Source organism: Halosimplex yunnanense (genome assembly GCF_054504345.1).
Genome location: NZ_JBTJEL010000033.1, coordinates 336,493 through 355,115 on the forward strand (window position 1 = coordinate 336,493; position 18,623 = coordinate 355,115).

General features: G+C 69.4%; 18 protein-coding genes and 1 tRNA gene. 5 read left to right on the top strand and 14 right to left on the bottom strand.

The features are described from left to right. Positions 1 to 90 precede the first annotated feature (90 nt). The gene (locus tag AB2U09_RS10445; protein ID WP_459192654.1) at positions 91 to 1,359 is read right to left on the bottom strand and encodes an outer membrane protein assembly factor BamB family protein; all 1,269 of its coding nucleotides are present in this window, start codon (positions 1,357 to 1,359) and stop codon (positions 91 to 93) included. 54 nt (positions 1,360 to 1,413) lie between these two features. On the opposite strand from AB2U09_RS10445, the gene AB2U09_RS10450 reads away from it, so the two are divergent. Beyond that, positions 1,414 to 1,932 carry a hypothetical protein gene (locus tag AB2U09_RS10450; RefSeq protein WP_459192655.1) on the top strand — a complete coding sequence of 173 codons (519 nt, stop codon included), beginning with the start codon at positions 1,414 to 1,416 and terminating at the stop codon, positions 1,930 to 1,932. A gap of 3 nt (positions 1,933 to 1,935) precedes the next feature. Here the strand turns inward: AB2U09_RS10450 and AB2U09_RS10455 are convergent, their stop codons facing one another. Then, entirely contained in the window at positions 1,936 to 2,601 is a 666-nt protein-coding gene (locus AB2U09_RS10455) for a ribonuclease H family protein (protein ID WP_459192656.1), read from the bottom strand. 166 nt (positions 2,602 to 2,767) lie between these two features. On the opposite strand from AB2U09_RS10455, the gene AB2U09_RS10460 reads away from it, so the two are divergent. Beyond that, positions 2,768 to 3,694, top strand: a complete 927-nt coding sequence (locus AB2U09_RS10460) for a DMT family transporter (protein WP_459192657.1) — start codon at positions 2,768 to 2,770, stop codon at positions 3,692 to 3,694. A 63-nt stretch (positions 3,695 to 3,757) separates the two neighbouring features. On the opposite strand, the gene AB2U09_RS10465 is transcribed toward AB2U09_RS10460, so the two are convergent. Together AB2U09_RS10465 and AB2U09_RS10470 are read right to left on the bottom strand one after the other, a co-directional pair. Continuing rightward, complete coding sequence (locus AB2U09_RS10465) at positions 3,758 to 4,009, bottom strand: DUF8028 family protein (RefSeq protein WP_459192658.1); 252 nt, start codon at positions 4,007 to 4,009, stop codon at positions 3,758 to 3,760. 245 nt (positions 4,010 to 4,254) lie between these two features. Then, positions 4,255 to 4,686, bottom strand: coding sequence for a DUF8009 family protein (locus tag AB2U09_RS10470; protein WP_459192659.1), 432 nt, complete (start codon positions 4,684 to 4,686; stop codon positions 4,255 to 4,257). 195 nt (positions 4,687 to 4,881) lie between these two features. Between AB2U09_RS10470 and AB2U09_RS10475 the strand changes: the two genes are divergently transcribed. Next, positions 4,882 to 5,472 (top strand): HalX domain-containing protein, encoded by a 591-nt coding sequence (locus AB2U09_RS10475; RefSeq protein ID WP_459192660.1) that lies wholly within the window; start codon positions 4,882 to 4,884, stop codon positions 5,470 to 5,472. Positions 5,473 to 5,586: 114 nt separating this feature from the next. On the opposite strand, the gene AB2U09_RS10480 is transcribed toward AB2U09_RS10475, so the two are convergent. Beyond that, a tRNA-Met gene (locus AB2U09_RS10480) sits at positions 5,587 to 5,721 on the bottom strand. Positions 5,722 to 6,304: 583 nt separating this feature from the next. Here AB2U09_RS10480 and AB2U09_RS10485 point away from each other — a divergent pair. After that, entirely contained in the window at positions 6,305 to 7,396 is a 1,092-nt protein-coding gene (locus tag AB2U09_RS10485; RefSeq protein ID WP_459192661.1) for an aldo/keto reductase, read from the top strand. Between the two features lie 56 nt (positions 7,397 to 7,452). Here the strand turns inward: AB2U09_RS10485 and AB2U09_RS10490 are convergent, their stop codons facing one another. Next, complete coding sequence (locus AB2U09_RS10490; protein ID WP_274325010.1) at positions 7,453 to 7,623, bottom strand: HVO_0758 family zinc finger protein; 171 nt, start codon at positions 7,621 to 7,623, stop codon at positions 7,453 to 7,455. Positions 7,624 to 7,818: 195 nt separating this feature from the next. Between AB2U09_RS10490 and AB2U09_RS10495 the strand changes: the two genes are divergently transcribed. Further along, positions 7,819 to 8,919, top strand: coding sequence for a glycosyltransferase family protein (locus AB2U09_RS10495; protein ID WP_459192662.1), 1,101 nt, complete (start codon positions 7,819 to 7,821; stop codon positions 8,917 to 8,919). Positions 8,920 to 9,172: 253 nt separating this feature from the next. Here AB2U09_RS10495 and AB2U09_RS10500 read toward each other — a convergent pair whose 3' ends face one another. From AB2U09_RS10500 to AB2U09_RS10535, 8 genes are all read right to left on the bottom strand, one after another. Further along, positions 9,173 to 10,363, bottom strand: coding sequence for a DHH family phosphoesterase (locus tag AB2U09_RS10500; protein WP_459192663.1), 1,191 nt, complete (start codon positions 10,361 to 10,363; stop codon positions 9,173 to 9,175). A gap of 158 nt (positions 10,364 to 10,521) precedes the next feature. Next, positions 10,522 to 11,427 (bottom strand): SDR family oxidoreductase, encoded by a 906-nt coding sequence (locus AB2U09_RS10505; protein WP_459192664.1) that lies wholly within the window; start codon positions 11,425 to 11,427, stop codon positions 10,522 to 10,524. After that, positions 11,427 to 11,849 (bottom strand): DUF5791 family protein, encoded by a 423-nt coding sequence (locus AB2U09_RS10510; protein ID WP_459192665.1) that lies wholly within the window; start codon positions 11,847 to 11,849, stop codon positions 11,427 to 11,429. Before AB2U09_RS10510 ends, AB2U09_RS10505 begins: the two co-directional genes overlap by 1 nt. 20 nt (positions 11,850 to 11,869) lie before the next feature. Beyond that, the gene (locus tag AB2U09_RS10515) at positions 11,870 to 15,103 is read right to left on the bottom strand and encodes a DUF7286 family protein (protein WP_459192666.1); all 3,234 of its coding nucleotides are present in this window, start codon (positions 15,101 to 15,103) and stop codon (positions 11,870 to 11,872) included. After that, the gene (locus tag AB2U09_RS10520) at positions 15,100 to 15,984 is read right to left on the bottom strand and encodes a DUF7284 family protein (protein ID WP_459192667.1); all 885 of its coding nucleotides are present in this window, start codon (positions 15,982 to 15,984) and stop codon (positions 15,100 to 15,102) included. Before AB2U09_RS10520 ends, AB2U09_RS10515 begins: the two co-directional genes overlap by 4 nt. Then, positions 15,975 to 16,367, bottom strand: a complete 393-nt coding sequence (locus AB2U09_RS10525) for a DUF7285 family protein (protein WP_459192668.1) — start codon at positions 16,365 to 16,367, stop codon at positions 15,975 to 15,977. Before AB2U09_RS10525 ends, AB2U09_RS10520 begins: the two co-directional genes overlap by 10 nt. Beyond that, the gene (locus tag AB2U09_RS10530) at positions 16,345 to 16,821 is read right to left on the bottom strand and encodes a DUF7283 family protein (protein WP_459192669.1); all 477 of its coding nucleotides are present in this window, start codon (positions 16,819 to 16,821) and stop codon (positions 16,345 to 16,347) included. Before AB2U09_RS10530 ends, AB2U09_RS10525 begins: the two co-directional genes overlap by 23 nt. Positions 16,822 to 16,855: 34 nt before the next feature. Continuing rightward, a complete protein-coding gene (locus tag AB2U09_RS10535) occupies positions 16,856 to 18,589 on the bottom strand; it encodes an amino acid adenylation domain-containing protein (protein ID WP_459192826.1) in 1,734 nt (577 codons plus the stop codon). Positions 18,590 to 18,623 lie beyond the last annotated feature (34 nt).

Consider the following 18,623-nt stretch of genomic DNA (forward strand, 5'->3'; position numbering starts at 1 on the left):
CGTCGTGGACGCCCAGCAGCAGGAAGACGAGTAACTGTCCGCGCGCCGTAGGCACGCGGTTCGCGGCTGCGAGCGGAGCGAGCGGGGTGGCTATTCTTTCGACGTGGATTCCGCGGCGAGCGCGTACACGTCGCCGGCGAAGGAGACGGTGTAGACGGTCCCGTCGGCGACCAGCGGCGGGCTGCGAATCCCGCCGTAGATCGCGTCTCCCGCCTGACGGTCGCGGACGGTGTGGACCCACCGGTCCGCGCCGTCGGCGGCGTCGAAACAGTAGAGCTGCTGGCGGTCGGTACAGACGACTCCGCTCTCGGTCACGGTGAGGGCGTGGCCGTCGTGTCCGAGGGAGGTCGACCACAGCTCGTCGCCGTCAGTCGAGAGCGCAACGAGCGACTTCTCGGTCGGGACGTACACGGCATCCTCGGTCGCGGCGACCGAGTGCCGGATCGTCGATCCGGCGTCGGCGTGCCAGCGTTTGTCGCCGTTCGCGGGGTCGAGCGCCCACGCGCGCCCGTCGCGGGCGCCGACGTAGACGGTCCCGTTGCGAACGGTCGGCGCGGCCCAGACCTCGTCGGTTGCGTCGAAGCGCCACAGTTCCTCCCCGCTGTCAGCGTCGAGCGCGTAGACGGCGTGAGTCTGTCCGCCGCCGACGAACGCCACCCCGTCGGCGACGGCGGCGGTCGTCGCGTACTCTCCCGCCGTGAAGCGCCACAGTTCCTCCCCGTCGGCGGCGTCGATGGCGATGACCGCGTCCTGATTCAGCGCACCGCCGGCGAAGAGGACGCCCTCGGCGAGCGTCAGTGGTGAGTTGACGTCGACGTCCGGAACGGCGCGCCAGCGCTCGCTCCCGTCGGCGAGGTCGACGGCGACGACGCCGCGGTCGGCTCCCGATCCGCCGTTCCAGACCGCGACGTAAGCCGTGTCGTCCGTCGTCGTCGGCGGCGCAGCGAGATCGTGGCCCACGTCGGCGCGCCAGCGCTCGGACCCGTCGGCGGCGTCGAGACCGACCAGCGACCGGGCCGCGACGACGAGCGTGTCGCCCGAGAGCGCGAGGCCGCCCTCCGCGGGGTCGATCCGGGTCCGCCATCGCCGATTCGCCGACGCGGGCGCCGCGGTGTCGACGACGCCGGTGTTCGCCGCGTCGTACTGGAACTGCCCCGGGTTCGGCCCCCCAGCTTCGCCGCCGTCCGTCCGCTCGGAGTTGGCCGTCGGCTGTGCGGGAGGTGTCGCCGTCTGCTCGGCGCTCGTCGTCGGTGCTGACTCGGACGCCGTTTGCGTGGGTTCTGCCGCGCGACCGAGACAGCCGCCGATCAACGCCGTCGACGCCGCCGCTCCGTGGAGGAACCGCCGCCTGGAGACCATACGCACTATTCATCAGCGTATCGGTATATTTCTTCGGTGGTGGGACTGGATCACGTGGTCCAGAAGATATACACGTCGGCTGGCCCGACCGTCGAACACAGACAGATGGCCAAGACCATCGATGTCTCCGGTGCACCGATACGAGCGTTCCAGTACATGCTGGTCGGGAGCGTTGCGTTCGGGATCCTGTTTTTCGTATCACTCTTCTGCTGGACGGTTCTCGACGCGGCCGAAGTCGCCGTCCCGCGCCCGAACGTCGTGGTCTGGCCGGCGGTGTTCGCGGTCGTCTGGGCGACGGCAACGGTCGCGTGGGTTCGACACGTCCGAAGGGCCGACGACAACCCATGGGTGTCGGTCCCAGGCGAGCAGCACCTCGGTCGCTTCGTTGACCACGGCGGGCTGGCCCGGTCTAGCTGGGCGCGGTCGATCCGTGACCTCTCTATCTCCGCGGGGGAAGGCGAGCGCCGCGACGCGGAGGACGGCTCTGGGAGCGGTGAAAGCGGTGAGCGCTGCGACGAGAGAGGCGATGCTGAGAGCGGTGAGCGAGCCAGGCGGCGGGAACGAGAGGAGTAGCGGTCAGTCGCTCGCGCTCCCGCGGTCGGCGCGGGACGGCGGCGGATACCGGTCGTCACCGGTTTTCGACGGCGATTCGGGGAGGACGCAGCGGTCGGCTTCGCGGTTGACGTGGGCGTACTGCTCCGGGGCGTTGGCGAGCGGGTGGGCGGGGTTGTACCCGCTGCCGATGCGGGCGGCCCGGATCTCGGCGAAGTCGTGGAGCCGCGAGCGGATGCCCCGCCAGTGGAGTCCGATGGTCTGGGGGACCGACACCGAGTGAGTGGGCTCGAGCTCTGGATCGCGGTCGGTCAGGACCGTGGCGTTGACGTTCTCGGCGAGGGCGTCGTGGTCGATGAGGACGCCGACGCTCGCGTCCGTGGGGGAGCGAGCGGCGAGAACGTCGAGTCCGAGGTGCAGCGCCCGGTACTCGGCGACGTTGTTGTCGGGGGCGCGGTCGGGGACCGACAGCCGCGCGACGCGCTCGCCGTCGCGCGTCTCGATGACGACGCCCAGCCCGCCCGTGAACTCCCGGGCGTCGTCGCCCGGCGCGGCGCCGCCGCTCTCGCGGTAGGAGCCGTCGGTCGCGAGGTAGAAATCGCGATGATGTGTCCGAGGCGGGTGGGCGATGTGCGGCGTCGGTGCCTCGTCGAACAGGTCACGCAGGGTCGGCCGGCCGTATGCGGCCATACGTTCCCTTGGAGACAGGACGATTTAAACGTACGGGGGGACCGCGATCCGCTCCCACCGCAGTCGAGCGATTCCGGGCGATCGAACCCGGATGTCTCCCGCTCTCGATACGGACGGAAAGACGCCGAGCCGAAACTTTCAGGCCGATTCGGGCGAACCCCAGTCCGTGTCCACCTACCGGAATCTCGGACTGTTCCTCCTGCTGTCGGCGCTGTGGGGCTCCGCGTTCATGGCGATCAAGGCGGGGCTGTCCGCGTTTCCGCCGGTCCTCTTCGCGGCGCTCCGCTACGACGTGGCCGGCGTCGTGATGTTCGGCTACGCGGTTCTCAGGGCCGATCGCTGGATCCCGCGGGGCCGCGACGAGTGGGTCACCGTCGCCGTCGGCGCGTCGCTCCTCATCGCCGCCTACCACGCCTTCCTCTTCGTCGGCGAGCGCGGGACGACCAGCGCCGCCGCGGCGGTCATCGTCAGCCTCTCACCGGTGCTGACCACCGTCTTCGCCCGCGGACTGCTCCCCGACGAGCGGCTCTCGACCGTCGGCATCGCGGGGATCTTGCTCGGTCTGGTCGGCGTCCTCGCGGTCGCCCGGCCGGAGCCCGACGCGCTGCTGACCGACGCGGTCCTGCCACAGTTGCTCGTGTTCGCGGCCGCGCTGTCGTTCGCCCTTGGGAGCGTCGTGACGACGTACGTCGACGCGGGCCTCGAAATCGAGACGATGGAGGCGTGGTCGATGCTCGGCGGCGCCGGGCTCATGCACGTCGTCAGTCTCGGACTCGGCGAGTCTCCCGCCGCGATCACCTGGTCGTGGACCGCAGTGGCGGCGCTGACGTACCTCTCGCTGGGTGCCAGCGCGGCTGGCTTCCTCATCTACTTCGATCTCCTCGAACGGCTCGGTCCGATCGAGATCAACCTCGTCTCCTACGTCGCGCCGCTGTTCGCCGCGCTCACTGGCTTTCTCTTTCTGGAAGAAGTCGTCGACACCGGGACTGCGCTGGGATTTTGCTGTATCTTCGCCGGATTCCTGCTGATAAAGCGGCGGGCGCTTCGACGGGAACTGCCCCGGCTTCGAGCGGCGATCGGAGAGGAGGACTGAACAGGTGGACGACGGGTGGCGGTCAGGTCACAGTCGGGCGACGTAGGGCGACGGCGGGACGACTCACTCGCGGTAGTGGGAGTGACCGACGAGCAGGGCGAGGACGTTCGCGGCCAGCAGGGCGACGAACGCGTTCGTGTACGGCTCCGAGGACAGACCTGTCGCCAGCAACAGCGGGAGATGGAGGAAGGGCAGTGCGACGGCGGCCCAGAATGCGAAGCCGGTGATCGGTGCGACGACGCTCTCGCTGACGTCCGGCAACGTGACGTCGGGGCGCTCGAGCGAGGGTGCGAGTTGTGACGTTCTGCTCGACATACGGGGAACCTCGTATGTCTACAGTGACACGGTGATACCTTATAACCGTCCGAGCCTTCCAATCATTTCACAACGTTTCACGCGTTAGACACCGCCCTAGAAGTCGTTTTACACCCTCTATGCACCTTTCACTATCGGTTTAGATGTAGCGAGAACTTTTAATCTCTCCTCTCAGTCGGTTTCACAGAATCACGCGGCTGTTCGCAACAGAGATAGACAAACGTCCACTTTCGGGGCCACAGCCATCACCCGAGTACCGTAACCGAAACTTCCCGCGGGCCGTCGGGGGTTTCGATGGTTGCGGTTTCCCGGACGTGGTCGCGAACCTGCTCGCGCCACGATTCGACCGCTTCTTGATGGCGGTCGTGATGGCGCTCGACGGTGTACTCGGTGTCGGGGTCAGCGCGGAGTCGGTCCTCCGTCTCGGCGGGGCGCGGATACGCCGGCGTCGACTCGTCGACGAGCGCGTCCGGCGAGACGTGTAGCGGTGCCGGTCGCTCGTCGTAGTCGTCGGGACCGACGTGCAGCCGCGCTCGCATCCGGCCACTGAACGGCGGTGTGACGCGTAACACGGCTTCACTGTCCCGTTGGCGCCGGGCTTCCAGCGCCGCGACCACGTCGTCGGCCGTGACGGCCAGCGTCCGGATCCGCGTCGGATCGGTCGACTCCCCGTCCATCGATCTGATCCAGCGGCGTCGTCGATTTAATCTCGTCGGTGACCCCTCTGTTGTCCCTGCCGTCCCGAACGTTCCGTCCTTCTGACACCGACGAAATAGTCCTTGAGTTTTCACGACTGATAATCGATGGGGTGGATTTATGCGTCGGTTTGGTCGATAGTCGATAGTCCGTAGCATCGACTGCGGGACCCCACGATGATATCGCCGAACAGCAACTCCGAGGACGTGACTGTTCTCGTCGTCGACGACGAACGGGACATCGCCGATCTCTACTCTACCTGGCTAGAGGAGGAGTACGATGTCCGGACCGCCTACGGCGCCGAACAGGCGCTGGAGGAAGCGGACGAGGCCGTCGACGTGGTCTTCCTCGACCGCCAGATGCCGGAGATGAACGGCGACGAGGTGCTCGAAGCCCTCCGCGAGCGAAACCTCGACTGCCGGGTCGTGATGGTGACAGCCGTCGACCCGGATTTCGACATCGTGGACATGCCGTTCGACGACTATCTCACGAAGCCGGTGATGCTCGACGACCTCTTCGGTGCCGTCGACCGAATGCTCACCCGCGCCGACTACGACGACCGCCTGCAGGAGTTCTTCTCGCTGGCGTCGAAGAAGGCGACGCTCGAAGCCGAGATGGACCACACCGAACTCCAGGACAACGAGGAGTACCAGCGACTCAAAACCGAAGTCGAGTCGCTCCGTCAAGAAGCCGACCGGTCGGTCACCGAGTTCAGCGACGCCGAGGACTACGAGACGCTCTTCCAGGAGTTCCCCGGCGACGCCTGATACGCGGATTTTCCACGAACTATCGCGGTAACGCCGAGATCCGTCCCTGCATTCCGATACCAGTCCAGTCTCACAACCAGCTGTCGCTCGCGGTCGGTGACGACGGATAAGGTATGCCCGGGGAGGGCTCCGAACCCTCGATCTCCGCATGTCCCAGGTCCGAGGCTGACGGGCCTCGTGGGGGCATGCCGGCTGCCGCGCAAGGAAACCCTATGAGTGCGGCGCTATGTCCAGCTAAGCCACCCGGGCGCACTTGCTGGTACTGTGGTGTCGGTCTTTAACCTTCTCATCTCCGACGGCCATTCGCCGCGATTCGGCCGCCGTCCCGTCGTTTCAGTGATTCGTTTCTACGTCCAAGATGTAGTGAGACCCTCGGAGAGGGGGCGAGTGGACTTCTGTAGATCACGCTCGGGGTTGGAAGCCCATGGCGTACTCTCTTGCAGTTGTAGTGACCGCAACAGCAGAAATCACTGGGAGATGAAAGCCCTCGGCGCGCTCGCGGTCGCTGAAGCGGGATATCCGCGCTCTCCACACCATCCGCGCGGATAGTGCCCGCTCAGGCGACTGAACTGGACGCGAGCGCGCCTCGCTCGTTCAGTCCGCCAGGAAATCGCGACCGCCCCGCACAGCACCGCAACGGCCCACACGCCTCCCCAGCCGATTCGCTCGCCGTTGGCTCGCTCATCTCTCGCGCGGCTATTGCTCGCGGTCCTCACAGTGCTCGGACACGCTCGACAGCGCGCGCCGCTGCACATCGTCCGTTGAGTCCTTACGATGAACACCGTCTCCGTCGAAATAGCACGCTTTTACCCACGGCGACCCCAGTTCGGGTATGGTCACCAGGGACGCGACGTGGGCGTACCGCGACGAGTTCGGCGACCGGTTCGCCCGGACGTACTTCCGCCGGTTCGGCGAGGGCGTCGTCTCCAGCATCGGCGTCGGCACCTACCTCGGAGACCCGACCGACGAGGCCGACGACGCCTACCGCGAGGCCGTCGTCGAAGCCCTCGAAAGCGGCGTCAGCGTGGTCGACACCGCCATCAACTACCGCAACCAGCGCAGCGAGCGCGCCGTCGGCCAGGCCGTCGAGGATGCCGACGTCGACCGGGAGGCCGCGTTGGTTGCGACGAAAGGCGGATTCGTCCCGTTCGACGGTGAGCGTCCCGACAATCCCGGACAGTGGATCCACAGTGAGTACGTCGACACCGGCATCGTCGACGCCGACGACCTGGTCGCCGGCCAGCACTGCATCGCGCCCGAGTTCATCGACGACCAGCTCGACCGGTCGCTCGACAACCTCGATCTGGACACGATCGACCTCTACTACGTCCACAACCCAGAGACGCAACTGGCCGAGCGGTCGGCCGAGGAGGTGTACGACCGGCTCGAAGACACCTTCACCCGACTGGAAGAGCGAGCTGCCGAGGGCGACATCCGACAGTACGGCGTCGCGACGTGGGAAGCGTTCCGCGTGCCGGCCGACGATGATAGCTACCTCTCGCTAGCGGAGGTCGCCTCGCGGGCGCGGGAGGCGGCCAAGCGGGCGAACAACGCGGCGACGCACTTCCGGGCGATCCAGCTGCCGCTCAACGTCGTGATGGCCGACGCGTTCACGGTCGAAGCCCAGGAAGGCAACGAGGGCACCCAGTCGACGCTGTGGTTCGCCCACGACGCGGGACTGAACGTCTTCACGAGCGCGTCGCTCGCACAAGGCCGACTCGCTTCGGCCGGACTCCCCGCGGACGTGGCCGAGCGTGTCGCCGGGGAGACGAACGCGCAGAAGGCGATCAACTTCGCCCGCAGCGCCCCGGGAGTCACGTGTTCGCTGGTCGGGATGGGGTCGCCGGAGCACGTCGCCGAGAACGTCGCCGCGGGGACCCACCCGCCGCTGGGCGCGGACTCGTTCGACGCGGTCTTCGAGTGACGGTAGAGGCGAGAAACGGGCTGCTGTCCGGGCGGCGTTCGACGGTTCGATCGCGGCTATCCCACTTTCTTCCACTTGTTTCCGCACTCGGGACAGACCCGGACGGTCCCGATCTCGTCGGGGTCGTTCTCCGTCCCGAGTTCCTCGCCGCACTCGCTGCAGGCGAGTCGCTCGTAGACGTCTTTCTCGATCTCGCCCGAACGGAGCCCCTTCCGGACCGATTTCATGGCCGAGCGTAGGATACGGACTCTCAAAAACCCCATGCATAGATTCGACACACGACGGCCTGCACCACCGGACGAGACGGCTCGAACCCCTCGGATTCGACCGCTCGGGCGGAGAGATTTGGCCGAGTCACGGCCGGCGTCCCTCGCTCGCCGAAACAGCGGACTATTTGAGAGTCGAGTCGTTAGCGAGCGTCGATGGAGTACGTCCAGGAGCGGGTGGCGACGCTACACGACTTCGGTGACGCGAGTCCGGAGGCCCCCCTCGACCGCGCCACGGTCGTCGTGCCCCTGACCGACCGCGACCATGCCAGCCTCGCCGCCGAGCAGGTGCTCTCGACGCTCGGCGACGTAGACCCCGGGTCGGTCCTCCTCGCGCTCCGCGCCGGCGAGGACTCGGTCGCCACCGTCCGGGAGTGGGTCGACTCGCTCGACGTGGACGCGGACCTCCTGTGGTGCAACGCGCCCGCTGTCGAGTCGCGACTCGCCGACCGCGGGCTGGACGGCGACGCCGGCAAGGGCCGCGACGTCTGGCTCGCGCTCGGCGTCGCCGCCGCCCGCAGCGAGTTCGTCGCCGTCCACGACGCCGACGCGACGACCTACGGCCCCCAGCACGTCCCCCGCCTGCTCTCCCCGCTCGACGGCGAGTTCTCGTTCGTCAAGGGCTACTACGCCCGCGTCGAGAACCGTCGCCTCTACGGTCGGCTCTGCCGGCTGTTCTACGAACCCGCCGTCGCGGCGCTCGCCGAGTCGCGCGACGACCCTATCGTCGACTACCTCGGCGCCTTCCGCTACGCGCTGGCCGGCGAGTTCGCCGCCACCAGCGACCTCGTCCGTCGACTCCGTCCACCGCGCGGCTGGGGACTGGAAGTCGCGACGCTCGGCGACGCATTCCGGGAGGCGGGGTTCGAGGGCACCGCGCAGGTCGATCTGGGCATCCACGAACACGACCACCGCGCCGTCAGCGGCCGCGGCGGCCTCTCGGACATGGCCGACGAAGTCGCCGCCGCGCTGTTCCACGCGCTGGCCGACCACGGACTGGACGTCGACTACGGCGGCCTCCGCGACCGCTACCGGACGACGGCTCGACGGCTCGTGGACCAGTACGCCGCCGACGCCGCGTTCAACGGTCTGGAGTTCGACCAGGCGGCCGAGCGCGAGCAGGTCGACGCTTACGCCGACTCGATCCGCCCGCCCGAGCGCGACGACCGGCTCCCCGCCTGGGACGAGACCGACCTCGACCCCCACGGCGTCTTCCGGTCGTCCCGCCGCGCGCTCGACGGCGTGATCGGGGAGTGAAAACCGGCCAGTCGTCTTCTGTTCTGGCGCGCTGTCGGACCTGCCCGCCGCTTGGCGGGCCGCTCGGACTAGTCGTGCGAAGTCTTCGTGAGCGGAGCTCTCTCGTCGTGCCAAAAATCTCCGATTTTCGGAGACAGCGACCGCGAACCCGACGAGGGCTTTCAACGCTCGGTAGTCTTTGCGGTAGCAGCCACTCACTGTGAGCACGTAGCGAGAGTTCACCCACCAACAACCCCGACAGCAAAGTCTCCAGCTAGATGTCGCCGGCCATGGCGTCGAACAGGCGGTCGATGAACTCCTGACGGTCCATGCCGTCGCCGGGGCCGAGGCCCTCCATGTGTTCGACGGAGAGCTGGCCGCCGCCCATTCGGGCGTGGCCGCCGGCGTTGGCCATGGGGATCTCCTCGACGACGGCACGGAGCGTCTTGCCCATGTGGACGCGGTCGTCTCGGGACCGGCCGGAGAGGTGGAGCGTATCGCCCTTCTGGCCGATCACGACGACGGCGGTGACGCCTTCGAGGCGGGTGAGTTCGTCGGCGGCCTGGGGGATGGCGTCGGCGTTGGACACCTCGCCGACGTCGCTGACGGCGAAGGCGTTGCGGACCGAGCGCTGGTTGATGGCGCGGGCCTTCACGTCGAGGACTTCGGCGTCGACCTGCGGGTTGGCGATGCGGTCGAGGCTGTCCTCGTCGATGCCGTCGTAGAGGTAGGCGCTCGCCGTGAACTCCGCCTCGGAACAGCCCTTGGTGAGGTGTTTGGTGTCCGACTGGATGCCGTAGAGCAGGCCCGTCGCGGTGTCCGAACCGAGGACGCGCTCGGCGTCGCCGTTGACGGCCTCGGCTTCCTCGGGGGAGAGGGCGTCCCAGCCCTGTTGCTCGAAGTACTCGGCGAGGATGGTAGCGCAGGCGCCGTGGTCGGGGCGCACGTCGGTGTACTCCGAGCCGGTGCCGTCGCCGGGGTGGTGATCGACGACGGCGACGGGGTCGACGCTCTCGGCGCCGGCGAACCCGCGGGGTTCGTTGTGGTCGACGAGGACGACGTTCTCCGAGGTCAGGTCGCCGGCGGTGTCGATCTGGTCGAAATCGAGGTCGAGGACCGTCTCGAACGCCCGGTTCTCCTGGTGGCGGATCTGTCCGGGGTACTGGATGTCGGCGTCGACGCCGACGTGGTCCGCGAACTCCGCGACGGCCAGCGCCGAGGCCATCGCGTCGGGGTCGGGATTGGGATGCATGAGGACCGAGATGTCCTCGTAGTCCGCGAGGTGGCCGACGAACTGATCTCCGGGCGTCCGGCGGAGGCGTCTGATCCCCCACCAGAGCGCGACGAGGACGGCGAGCAAGCCGACGACGGCGGCCGCGAGGACCAGCGGGTCCTGCTCGGCGACCGCCGTGGCGGCGTCGGAGGGCGCGGATACGCCGACGCCACCCGCGGCTGCGTGTGGCATATCCGGGCTGTCGCCTTCGAGGGTCAAGTAGTTTCTCACTATTCCGCACGCCGCATACATCGACGCAGTACGACTTCTCGACCGTATTTTGCGGCGATACGCCGACTCCGATCACCCGAGCAACTCGAAAGAACCGCGATCAGAGCGCCGCCAAATAGTCACGCCGATCCGGCGTCGCCGTCCCCGACATACGCGTCGATGGCGGCGCGGTACCCCTCCCGGTAGGTGGGGTACTCGAACTCGTAGCCGAGCCCCCGCAACCGCTCGTTCGAGACGCGCTTGCTCGTCCGCAACCGCCGCTCGACCGTCTCCGAGAGGTCCTCCGCGGCGAGTCTGTCTTCGATGGTCCGCTTGGGCGGTTCGGGTTCACCGCACTCGCCGGCGAGCCAATCGGCGAACGCCCACTTGTCGACCGGCTCGTCGTCGACGACGTTGACCGCCTCGCCGCGGGCCTGATCGGATTCGAGCAGGTACGCGACGGCCCCTGCCGCGTCGTCGCGGTGGACCATGTTGAGATAGCCCTCTGTCACCGGCCCCTCGACGTACCGTGACAGCCGGTACCGATCCGGACCGTACAGTCCCGCGTACCGCGCGACCGTCCCATCGGCCCCGTACTCCGCCGACCGTTCGATCGCGATCCGTTCGGCCTCGGCGAGCACCTCGGTCTTCGGCGTCGTCGGCTCGATGGGCGTCGACTCGTCGACCCAGTCGCCGTCGTGGTCGCCGTATACGCCTGTGCTCGACGTATACACAACGCGGTCGGGCGCGTCGTCGCGGCCGCAGAAGTGGTCGATCGCCGTCGTCAGGCCGTCGACGTACACTTCGCGGGCGGCGTCGGCGCCGCGACCACCGCTGCTCGCCGCGAAGATTACTGCGTCGGCGCCGGGGACCCGCTCCAGCGCGTCGGCGTCGGTCACGTCAGCCTGTACGCCGGTGAACCCGGCCGCTTCGATCCGCTCGACGCCGTCCTCCGAGCGGCGGACGCCGACGACGTCGTGGTCGGCCGCGAGCCGCCGGCCGAGTTCGAGGCCGACGTACCCGCAGCCGAGGACAGCGACGCGCATTATCGGGCTTCGAGGAAGTGGTGGATCGCCGCGTACTCGGCGAGGGTGATCGGGTACCGCCCCTCGACTTTCTGCTGGATCTCCTTGGGATCCATCTCGTCGTTCAGCCCGGTCGCGACGGCCTCGACGTCCACGACGGCGGTCGTCATCCCCATCAGCAGCATGTCCAGCGCTTCCATCTTCAGGGTCTCGCCGTCGGGCCGCTCCGGGTCCGTCGCGAGGACGGCCGCCGCGGCTTCCAGCGTCAGCTCCGGTCGATCGCCGGCGGCGATGGCCTCGACGACCTCTCTGTCGACGCCCGAGCGCTCGACGATGGTGTCGACGCCGACGCGGTCGACCGTGTCGGCCAGCCGCTCGCCGTACGCGTCGCGCAACTCTTCGGGGGACAACTCGCCCGCCGACTCGAACTCGCCTCTGAGCATACCCGACCTTGACCGTCGGCCTACAAGTCTCTGTCACTCTCGACCCGACAATCGGGGTCGGGTACGAGCCCCGTGGGCCGGGGATCGACGTCCCCGCCGGATCCGTCCGCGCCCGGACAGTCATCGCTTGAACTGTTGATCGATAGCGGATAGTCCTCCCCAGTCCACGGCCGGTCACGGTCGGAGGGTCCGGGAATCGCCCAGCCGGACGACTCCTCGATCGCCGTACCGTCGATATCTCCGACGCCGGTCCCGCCGGCCGGGACGACGACCACCACGGCGGTCCGCGTGGTGAACGTCACCCGCGAAGCGCGGCCCAGTACTTCCCCTTCGCCGTCGCCGTCGACGTCCACCGTCGCGTTCGAGCCGTCGCGGACGTAGTTCAGCGAAGCGTCGCCCACATCCGGCGTCCGACGCGGCGTCTCGACGGCGAAACGGGCGTACTCCCCGCGCACAGTCACCGACCAGACGTTCATCGTCGCGACCCAGTTGCCCAGCGGCGGCGCCAGCGGGATCCCGGCCGGGATCTCGCTGACGGACTCGTTGAGCCGCTTCTCCAGCGCGCCCGAGACTTCCGACTCCACGCGCTTCGAAACCGCGTCTTTCACGTGTGCGGTCGCGGCCGTCACCGCCGGACCCGAGACTTTCCCGCGTTTCGCCTCCAGCGAGTCGTACAGCGCGGTCCGGAGACGGAGCCGTACCCGGTCGCGCTCTCTGGTCGACCAGCCGTCCTCGGTCACCCGCTCCTCGGCGGCCGCGACCGTCGGCTCGACCACGGACCCGTTCGACAGGGCGAGGGCGCGCTGATCCAGCGTGTCCCACTTCGAGAGGCCGTCCTCGACGATCCGCTCGCGCTGGGCCGAACCGTTGCCGACTCGCAGGCGGAACAACTCGTCCGTCAGGTCGTCGCGGATCTCGCCCACTGTCGAGTCGACCTTCGTGCGTAGCCGGTCGCGGCGCTCTTCGACGCTCGCGTTCGGACGGTGATCGAGCGTCCTGTTTGCCGCCCGGAGCGCCCGTGCGGCCGTCACGAGCCGTCGTTCGCGACTCGACCCGCCCGGCATCAGCGCTGTCAACACTGCGTCGGTCGCATCGCCATACGGGATGGTGGCGTAGTTGACGTTCCGCGCAGTGAGCGGGTGAGTCGGCGCGTCGTCGGCGCTGACCGCCGTCACGTCTCCGTCGTTCACTTCGGTCAGCGTCAGATACGGCGGCGCGCCGTCGACGTGCATGTCGAGACCTGTGGCGGGATCGGACTCAGATTCGCCGTCCCCGGACCCGTCGCCCCGCTCGTCGGCTCGCCGGGCGTCGTAGCTCGTCCGGATCGTGGAAAGCGACGGCGCACCGACTGTTTCGAGCGCATCCGCCAGCGCGTTCTCCCGCTCGGAGTGCCTGTCGGCGCGCGTCTCCAGCCGGTCGATCACGAGGTCGAGATACCGACCGCGGACGGCCGCGCGCGCCTTGGCCGCGACGTGCGGATAGGTGTCCAGTGCGTCCGCGAGTGCCGCGCGTCGTTCGCGCAACCGTTCGGCGAGCTTCGCGGCCGGATTGACTTCGTGAGTGCCCATCCGGCCGCGCGACACCGCGACGGACTCGTCCCGGACGGTCCGCCGGAGGTCGACCAACCCCTCGTAGATCCACGGGGAAACGTCCCCGACCCACTCGCCGTCGATCCGCTTCGGACTCCCGTCGAGCGCGCCGCGAGCAGCCCGCCCCGCCAGTCCGTCCGGGCCACCCCCGATATCGACCCACGCCCGGACGCGCTCGGACACGTCGGCGAGGTTCGGCCCGCCGAAGGGACCGTCCCGTTCGTGGACTGTCGCGATCGGATCGTCAGGCGCGTAGGGCGTAACTGCGTGGTCGCCGACGACCGAGACGGTCACCCGCTTGGTCTCGGTGCTCGTCCGCGTCGTCGCGTTGACCGACCCGTTGTGGTACCAGACCGCCCGCCGCTCGTGGCGGAGCGTGACCGTTCGGACGTACGTCTCGAGCCTGTGGTATCCCGACGGGGACGTGACGCTCGGCCCCTCCGTCGCGTTGGAAACGTCGACCACGTCCGTATCGGTCGTCTCGGACCTGAACTCCCAGTGGTGCGGATCCGCCGGCGGTCCCGGTCGAGCAGGTTTCCCGCCGCTGATCCGCTCGGACGCCGACACGGCACGGACGCGGGCGCCGTACACGGAGTCGATCGTCTCGTTGATTCCTCCCTCATCGCGAAGCTCGCGGAACGCCCGGTCCGCCGAGAGGCCGACGGAGACGTTGATCGTGTCTTCGGGTGAGGGCGCGTCTGTGCCGTTCGACGCCAGCCCGGGGATCCCTCCGCTCTCGGACGGCGTCGTCGCCGACCGCAGTTGCTGCTGGAGGAGAGCGTCGATCCCGGGGTCGCTGGGCCCGTGGACCGAAGTCACGTCCTGCAGCCCGACCGCGGCCGTGGCCGTCTCGAGCGCCTGCCGTCCGTCGGGGTCGCTCCGGCCGAACGTCGACCGCTGGACGTCGAGGACGGCGCCGTTGGCCATGAGTTCGACGTGGCGGTTGGCGACGACGTTGGTGATCGGCGCGCCGCCGTACTGGGCGTAGCCCCGCGCCCACGCCACCGCGTACAGTCGGGTGGTCAACCGCTGGCCGAGCCCGGGCTTCCCGACGCCCGATTTCAGGCGCTCCTGGAACCGATCGACCCGGTCGTGGACCGCAAGCACCGGCGTCTCGACGACGACCGAGAACGACTCCCGTTCGGTACCGACGACGCGGCCGTCGCCCGTGGCCCGGATGGTGACGTTCGAGATTTCGGCCCGAAGGCTCGTCCCGTCTGGGCCCGCTCGTTCGATGCTGACCCGCTCGATCGCCTCGTCGAGCGCTTCGGGGGTCGGCGTCGGTGCGAGCGTCGCGTTCGCCCGGACGCCGCGGTGAGTGCGGGCGACGGAGTCGAGTCGGTCCCGCGCAGCCAGGTAGATGCGTGCCCGGAGAGCGTCTCGGAACGCAGTGTCGGGGTCGATGACGTCGCCCCACTCGTTGTTCGCGGGCGTCACCACTGGATCGCTGGCAGCGGCGACGCTCGCGTCGGTGACTGCAGTCCGGACGGCCGCCCGCGCGTCCGCGGTCGTCCGCTCGACGGCGAGGTCGACCGCTGGCTCGGGAGTCGGTTGCGGCCGGTCGACCGCACTTGCGAACAGCGCGCTGGAGAGGACGAGGAGTACGCCGACCAGCGCGAACGGGATCCGGCCGCGCTCCCCGAGTTCGAAGCCGCGTCGGCTCACGGCGACCACGTCCTGACGACGAGTCGGACCTGATGAGGTCTAACCGCGCGTGCAGCTGCCTCGGGCGTCTCGAACCGATCCCGGAGATCGGCGCGGAGCCGCTCGGCGAGCGCGCGAGCGAGCTTCCGGTTGACCGCCCCGACGCCTCGCGGACCGACCTTCCCGGAGAACTCGACGCCCAGCGCATCCGACACCTGGCGATAGCGGTGGGCCGTCAGTGCGCGGTCCGGCCCCTCGCTGTAGAGCGCGGCTCGCATCTCCGACTCGGGGAACAGGCCGTCGACGACAGACCGCGAAACGACTCTGGCAACGCCTCCGTATCCGCCCCCGCGGGCCGCACGCCGTGCTTCCGCCGTGACGTTGGGAAGACCGCTCGCCGCCGTCACCGTTGTCACCGACACGTCGGCGTCCCGTGGAGGTGTGTTTCCGACGGCGAACGACGAGCCGAGCGTCGCGTCGGGATACGGCCGCCACGCGACGGCAACCTGTGCGTTCGCCTCGCGCGTGTGGAGGACACGGTCAGTCGCGATACGCGCCTCCTCTCGGAATTCCTCGCCGGTGCCGACCAGCGGTACTCCACCGAGCGAGGGCGTCGAAACCGCAGCAGCGGCGAGCAACTGGGCGTGCGTACCGTGAGCCGTCCGCGTAACGCTGACCGTCCGGCGCTCGTCGCCGCCGAGCAGCGACGACGTCTCGACAGTCGCCGAGCGCGTGTACGTCACTTCGGTCGTGCTCGTCGCGAGCACGTCGGCAGTCTCCTCGGCGACGCGGTCCCCCTCGATCGCCCGTCCGTCCACGCCGGCGAGAACACCGACCGCAACGCCGACGAGGAGGACGAAGATCACGGTATCGAAGGCCGTGCTCGACGCCTTCAGGTCCATACTCGCACCTCCAGTCGACCGGGAGCGACGCGACCCTCGCCGACGCGAACGCTGATACGCCGGCTCGCTTCGTCGGCCGATTCCGGGAACGCGGGCCCCGCTCGCTCGACCCGGTTGTCCACGGTGAGCGTCGCGTTCGCCCGGTAGCCCGCTGGCACGCGATCGAGGGCGTCGGCGAGCCGGTCCGGTCTGGCGACCCCGCCGGCGGTCACCGCTCGCTCGACCCGGTCCGCCGCGGGCTGGGCGTGGTTGCGGTCGACCGGGTCCGGCAGGCTTGACTCGAAGGCGCCGGCGTACAGCGCGAGTGCGAGCGCGACGACGACGACGGCGACCAGCGCCGCCACCGGCTCGGTCTGGCCCCTACTCCCCGACGAGCGTCGCATTGACATCCCCCCAGGTGACTCGGCGAACGACGAGCGTCTCCGGTGCGGGCTGCCACGACGGGTCGCGAGTCCGCGACCGGTCCAGTGCCCGCTGGAACGCGTCCGGATTCGGGAACGCTCGGGCGGGCGGAATCCCGTGCAAGACCGTGGCGAGTCGGTCACCGTCTCCGCCCACGGCGGGGACGACCGGCCCGTAGGCGAACGACGCGTGGGCGTCACCGCCGGGTCCACGGAGGCCGAGCCGACTGGATCCCAGCCGGATCTGGCGCGCGTCGAGCGGGTGTTCGGCGGTCGACTCGTAGGGACTCGACGCGACGCTGTCGACCGTGCGGGCGACGCTGGTCGCGTCCGGGGGCGGCGCGGTCGGGACGCGGAGTGCCAGCCCGACGATCCCGGCGCCGACGACCGCGAGGGCCAGCCAGACGTACGTCGATTCCACTGCGGTGTCGAACATGGGCCGGCCTGGCCGCCCGACCGGATTTAAACCTTCAGACGAGCCATCCCGTGCCGACGAAACCGGCGACGAAGACGACGCCGGCGAGACAGAGCGCCCGGCCTACCCGGTACCCGACGAGCGAGCGGTCGAGCCCGCGCTGCAGACCCGTCGCGAGCGCGGTCAAGATTACGGCGAGCAGTGCGACGTAGATTCCGACGGCGGTCCCCAGCGCAGCGGGCGAGACGGCCGCGGTGAGCGGGCCGTCGGAACTCATCTGGTCGGCGAGCGTGACGGTGGCGCCGCCGACGAGCGGGCCGAACACCGCGGCGGTGTTCGCGAGCGTCGACGTGACGCGTTCCAGTTCCCGTCCGATCTCCCGTTCGACGCCGCGAAGGTCGTCGAGGTGATCCGCCATCGCGACGATGGCCGGCCCGGCAGGCTGGCCCTCGGAAGCGGCGACGGCGAGCAGCTCCGACGTGCTCCGGGCGCGCTCGCTCGGCACGGTCGCGAGCGCGCCGTGTTCGCCGAGGAACGACTCGCGGACGCCCGCGCGGACCTGCCGCTGCTGGCGGACGGCGTCGGCGAACACGTCGCCGGTCGCCGACTCCAGCAGGTCGACGGCGTCGTCCAGCGCCGCCTCGACCGCGCGACCGCGACCGACTTCGCGGCCCACGAGGTAGAGCGCGTCGGGGAGGCCGGCCTCCACGGCCTCGACCCGGTCGCGAACGGCGACCATCGGCCGGTAGGCGACGACGAGCGCGACGCCGACCCCGACCGTCGGCGCGACGACGAACGCGGCCCAGGGCGCGGCCAGACGACCGACGACCAGCCACGCGCTCGCCGCCGTCGCACACCCGGCGACCGGGGCTGGCCACCGCCGGTCGGGTACGTCGGGGTGATCCCGGGCGATTGGCGTCGGCGGGAACGCGACGGGGCGGCGCGAAAGCAGCCACGCGCTCGCCGCGATCAGCGCCGCCGGGAGCAACACGTCGTAGCCGAGTACGACTGCCGCGAGCGGGACTTGGACGCCGACTGTCCCGGCCGTCGGCAGCAGCGCGACGAGGGCGAGCGGGAGCAACACGCCGAACGCGTACAGCGCCGTCGCCGGCCCCTGGACCGACGCCGCGAACTCGGCCATCGTTTCGCGCGTTCCCTCGAGCGTCACGTCGATCGCGGCATCGAGCGCGCGTTCGCGTTCCTCCGCCGGGGCCGATCCGGCGGACTCGACGAGCGTGAGCGCGCGCCGCAACGCCGGGAACCACTCCGCCCACTCGTCCGCGAAGGTGGACAATCCCGATCGGCCGGTCCCACGCGCACGGCGGACGTGGCCCGCGAGACTGCGTGCGAGTCGCCCGTCGCCGGTATCGGCTGCGAACGCGGCCGCCGTCTCGGGCGTCGGCGTGAGCCGCATCCGCAGCACGGCGCTGCTGACGAGTTCCGGCGCCGTCCCGAGCGCGCGCGTCCGCCGCGCCGTCGCGAGCAGCCGCGGCAGGTACCGCGCGACGGCGGCGACGACCATCCCGACGAGGGACCCAGCGGCGATCGCCACCGAGAGCGTTCCGAACAGAACCAACATCGGCACCGCGATGACGACGGCGGCGACGATCCCTGCACCGTCGGCTGCCCGCAGCACCGTCTCCGCGTCGAGGTCGTCGTCGAGGTACGCGACCGCCCGCGAGAGCTTCGGATCGGCGTCGGGCGTCCACAGCGGGATCGACGCGAACGTCTCGACAGCAACGACCGCTGGCGACGACGGTTCCGCTCGGCTTTCCCCCGCGACTCGCAGAAGTCGATTCGGGCCGTCGGCGGACCCGCTTCGA

Coding starts and splice junctions, on each gene's coding strand:
- AB2U09_RS10445 (WP_459192654.1), bottom strand. CDS start 1,359: ATGGTCTCCAGGCGGCGGTTCCTCCACGGAGCGGCGGCGTCGACGGCG.
- AB2U09_RS10455 (WP_459192656.1), bottom strand. CDS start 2,601: ATGGCCGCATACGGCCGGCCGACCCTGCGTGACCTGTTCGACGAGGCA.
- AB2U09_RS10465 (WP_459192658.1), bottom strand. CDS start 4,009: ATGTCGAGCAGAACGTCACAACTCGCACCCTCGCTCGAGCGCCCCGAC.
- AB2U09_RS10470 (WP_459192659.1), bottom strand. CDS start 4,686: ATGGACGGGGAGTCGACCGATCCGACGCGGATCCGGACGCTGGCCGTC.
- AB2U09_RS10475 (WP_459192660.1), top strand. CDS start 4,882: ATGATATCGCCGAACAGCAACTCCGAGGACGTGACTGTTCTCGTCGTC.
- AB2U09_RS10485 (WP_459192661.1), top strand. CDS start 6,305: ATGGTCACCAGGGACGCGACGTGGGCGTACCGCGACGAGTTCGGCGAC.
- AB2U09_RS10490 (WP_274325010.1), bottom strand. CDS start 7,623: ATGAAATCGGTCCGGAAGGGGCTCCGTTCGGGCGAGATCGAGAAAGAC.
- AB2U09_RS10495 (WP_459192662.1), top strand. CDS start 7,819: ATGGAGTACGTCCAGGAGCGGGTGGCGACGCTACACGACTTCGGTGAC.
- AB2U09_RS10500 (WP_459192663.1), bottom strand. CDS start 10,363: ATGCCACACGCAGCCGCGGGTGGCGTCGGCGTATCCGCGCCCTCCGAC.
- AB2U09_RS10505 (WP_459192664.1), bottom strand. CDS start 11,427: ATGCGCGTCGCTGTCCTCGGCTGCGGGTACGTCGGCCTCGAACTCGGC.
- AB2U09_RS10510 (WP_459192665.1), bottom strand. CDS start 11,849: ATGCTCAGAGGCGAGTTCGAGTCGGCGGGCGAGTTGTCCCCCGAAGAG.
- AB2U09_RS10520 (WP_459192667.1), bottom strand. CDS start 15,984: ATGGACCTGAAGGCGTCGAGCACGGCCTTCGATACCGTGATCTTCGTC.
- AB2U09_RS10525 (WP_459192668.1), bottom strand. CDS start 16,367: ATGCGACGCTCGTCGGGGAGTAGGGGCCAGACCGAGCCGGTGGCGGCG.
- AB2U09_RS10530 (WP_459192669.1), bottom strand. CDS start 16,821: ATGTTCGACACCGCAGTGGAATCGACGTACGTCTGGCTGGCCCTCGCG.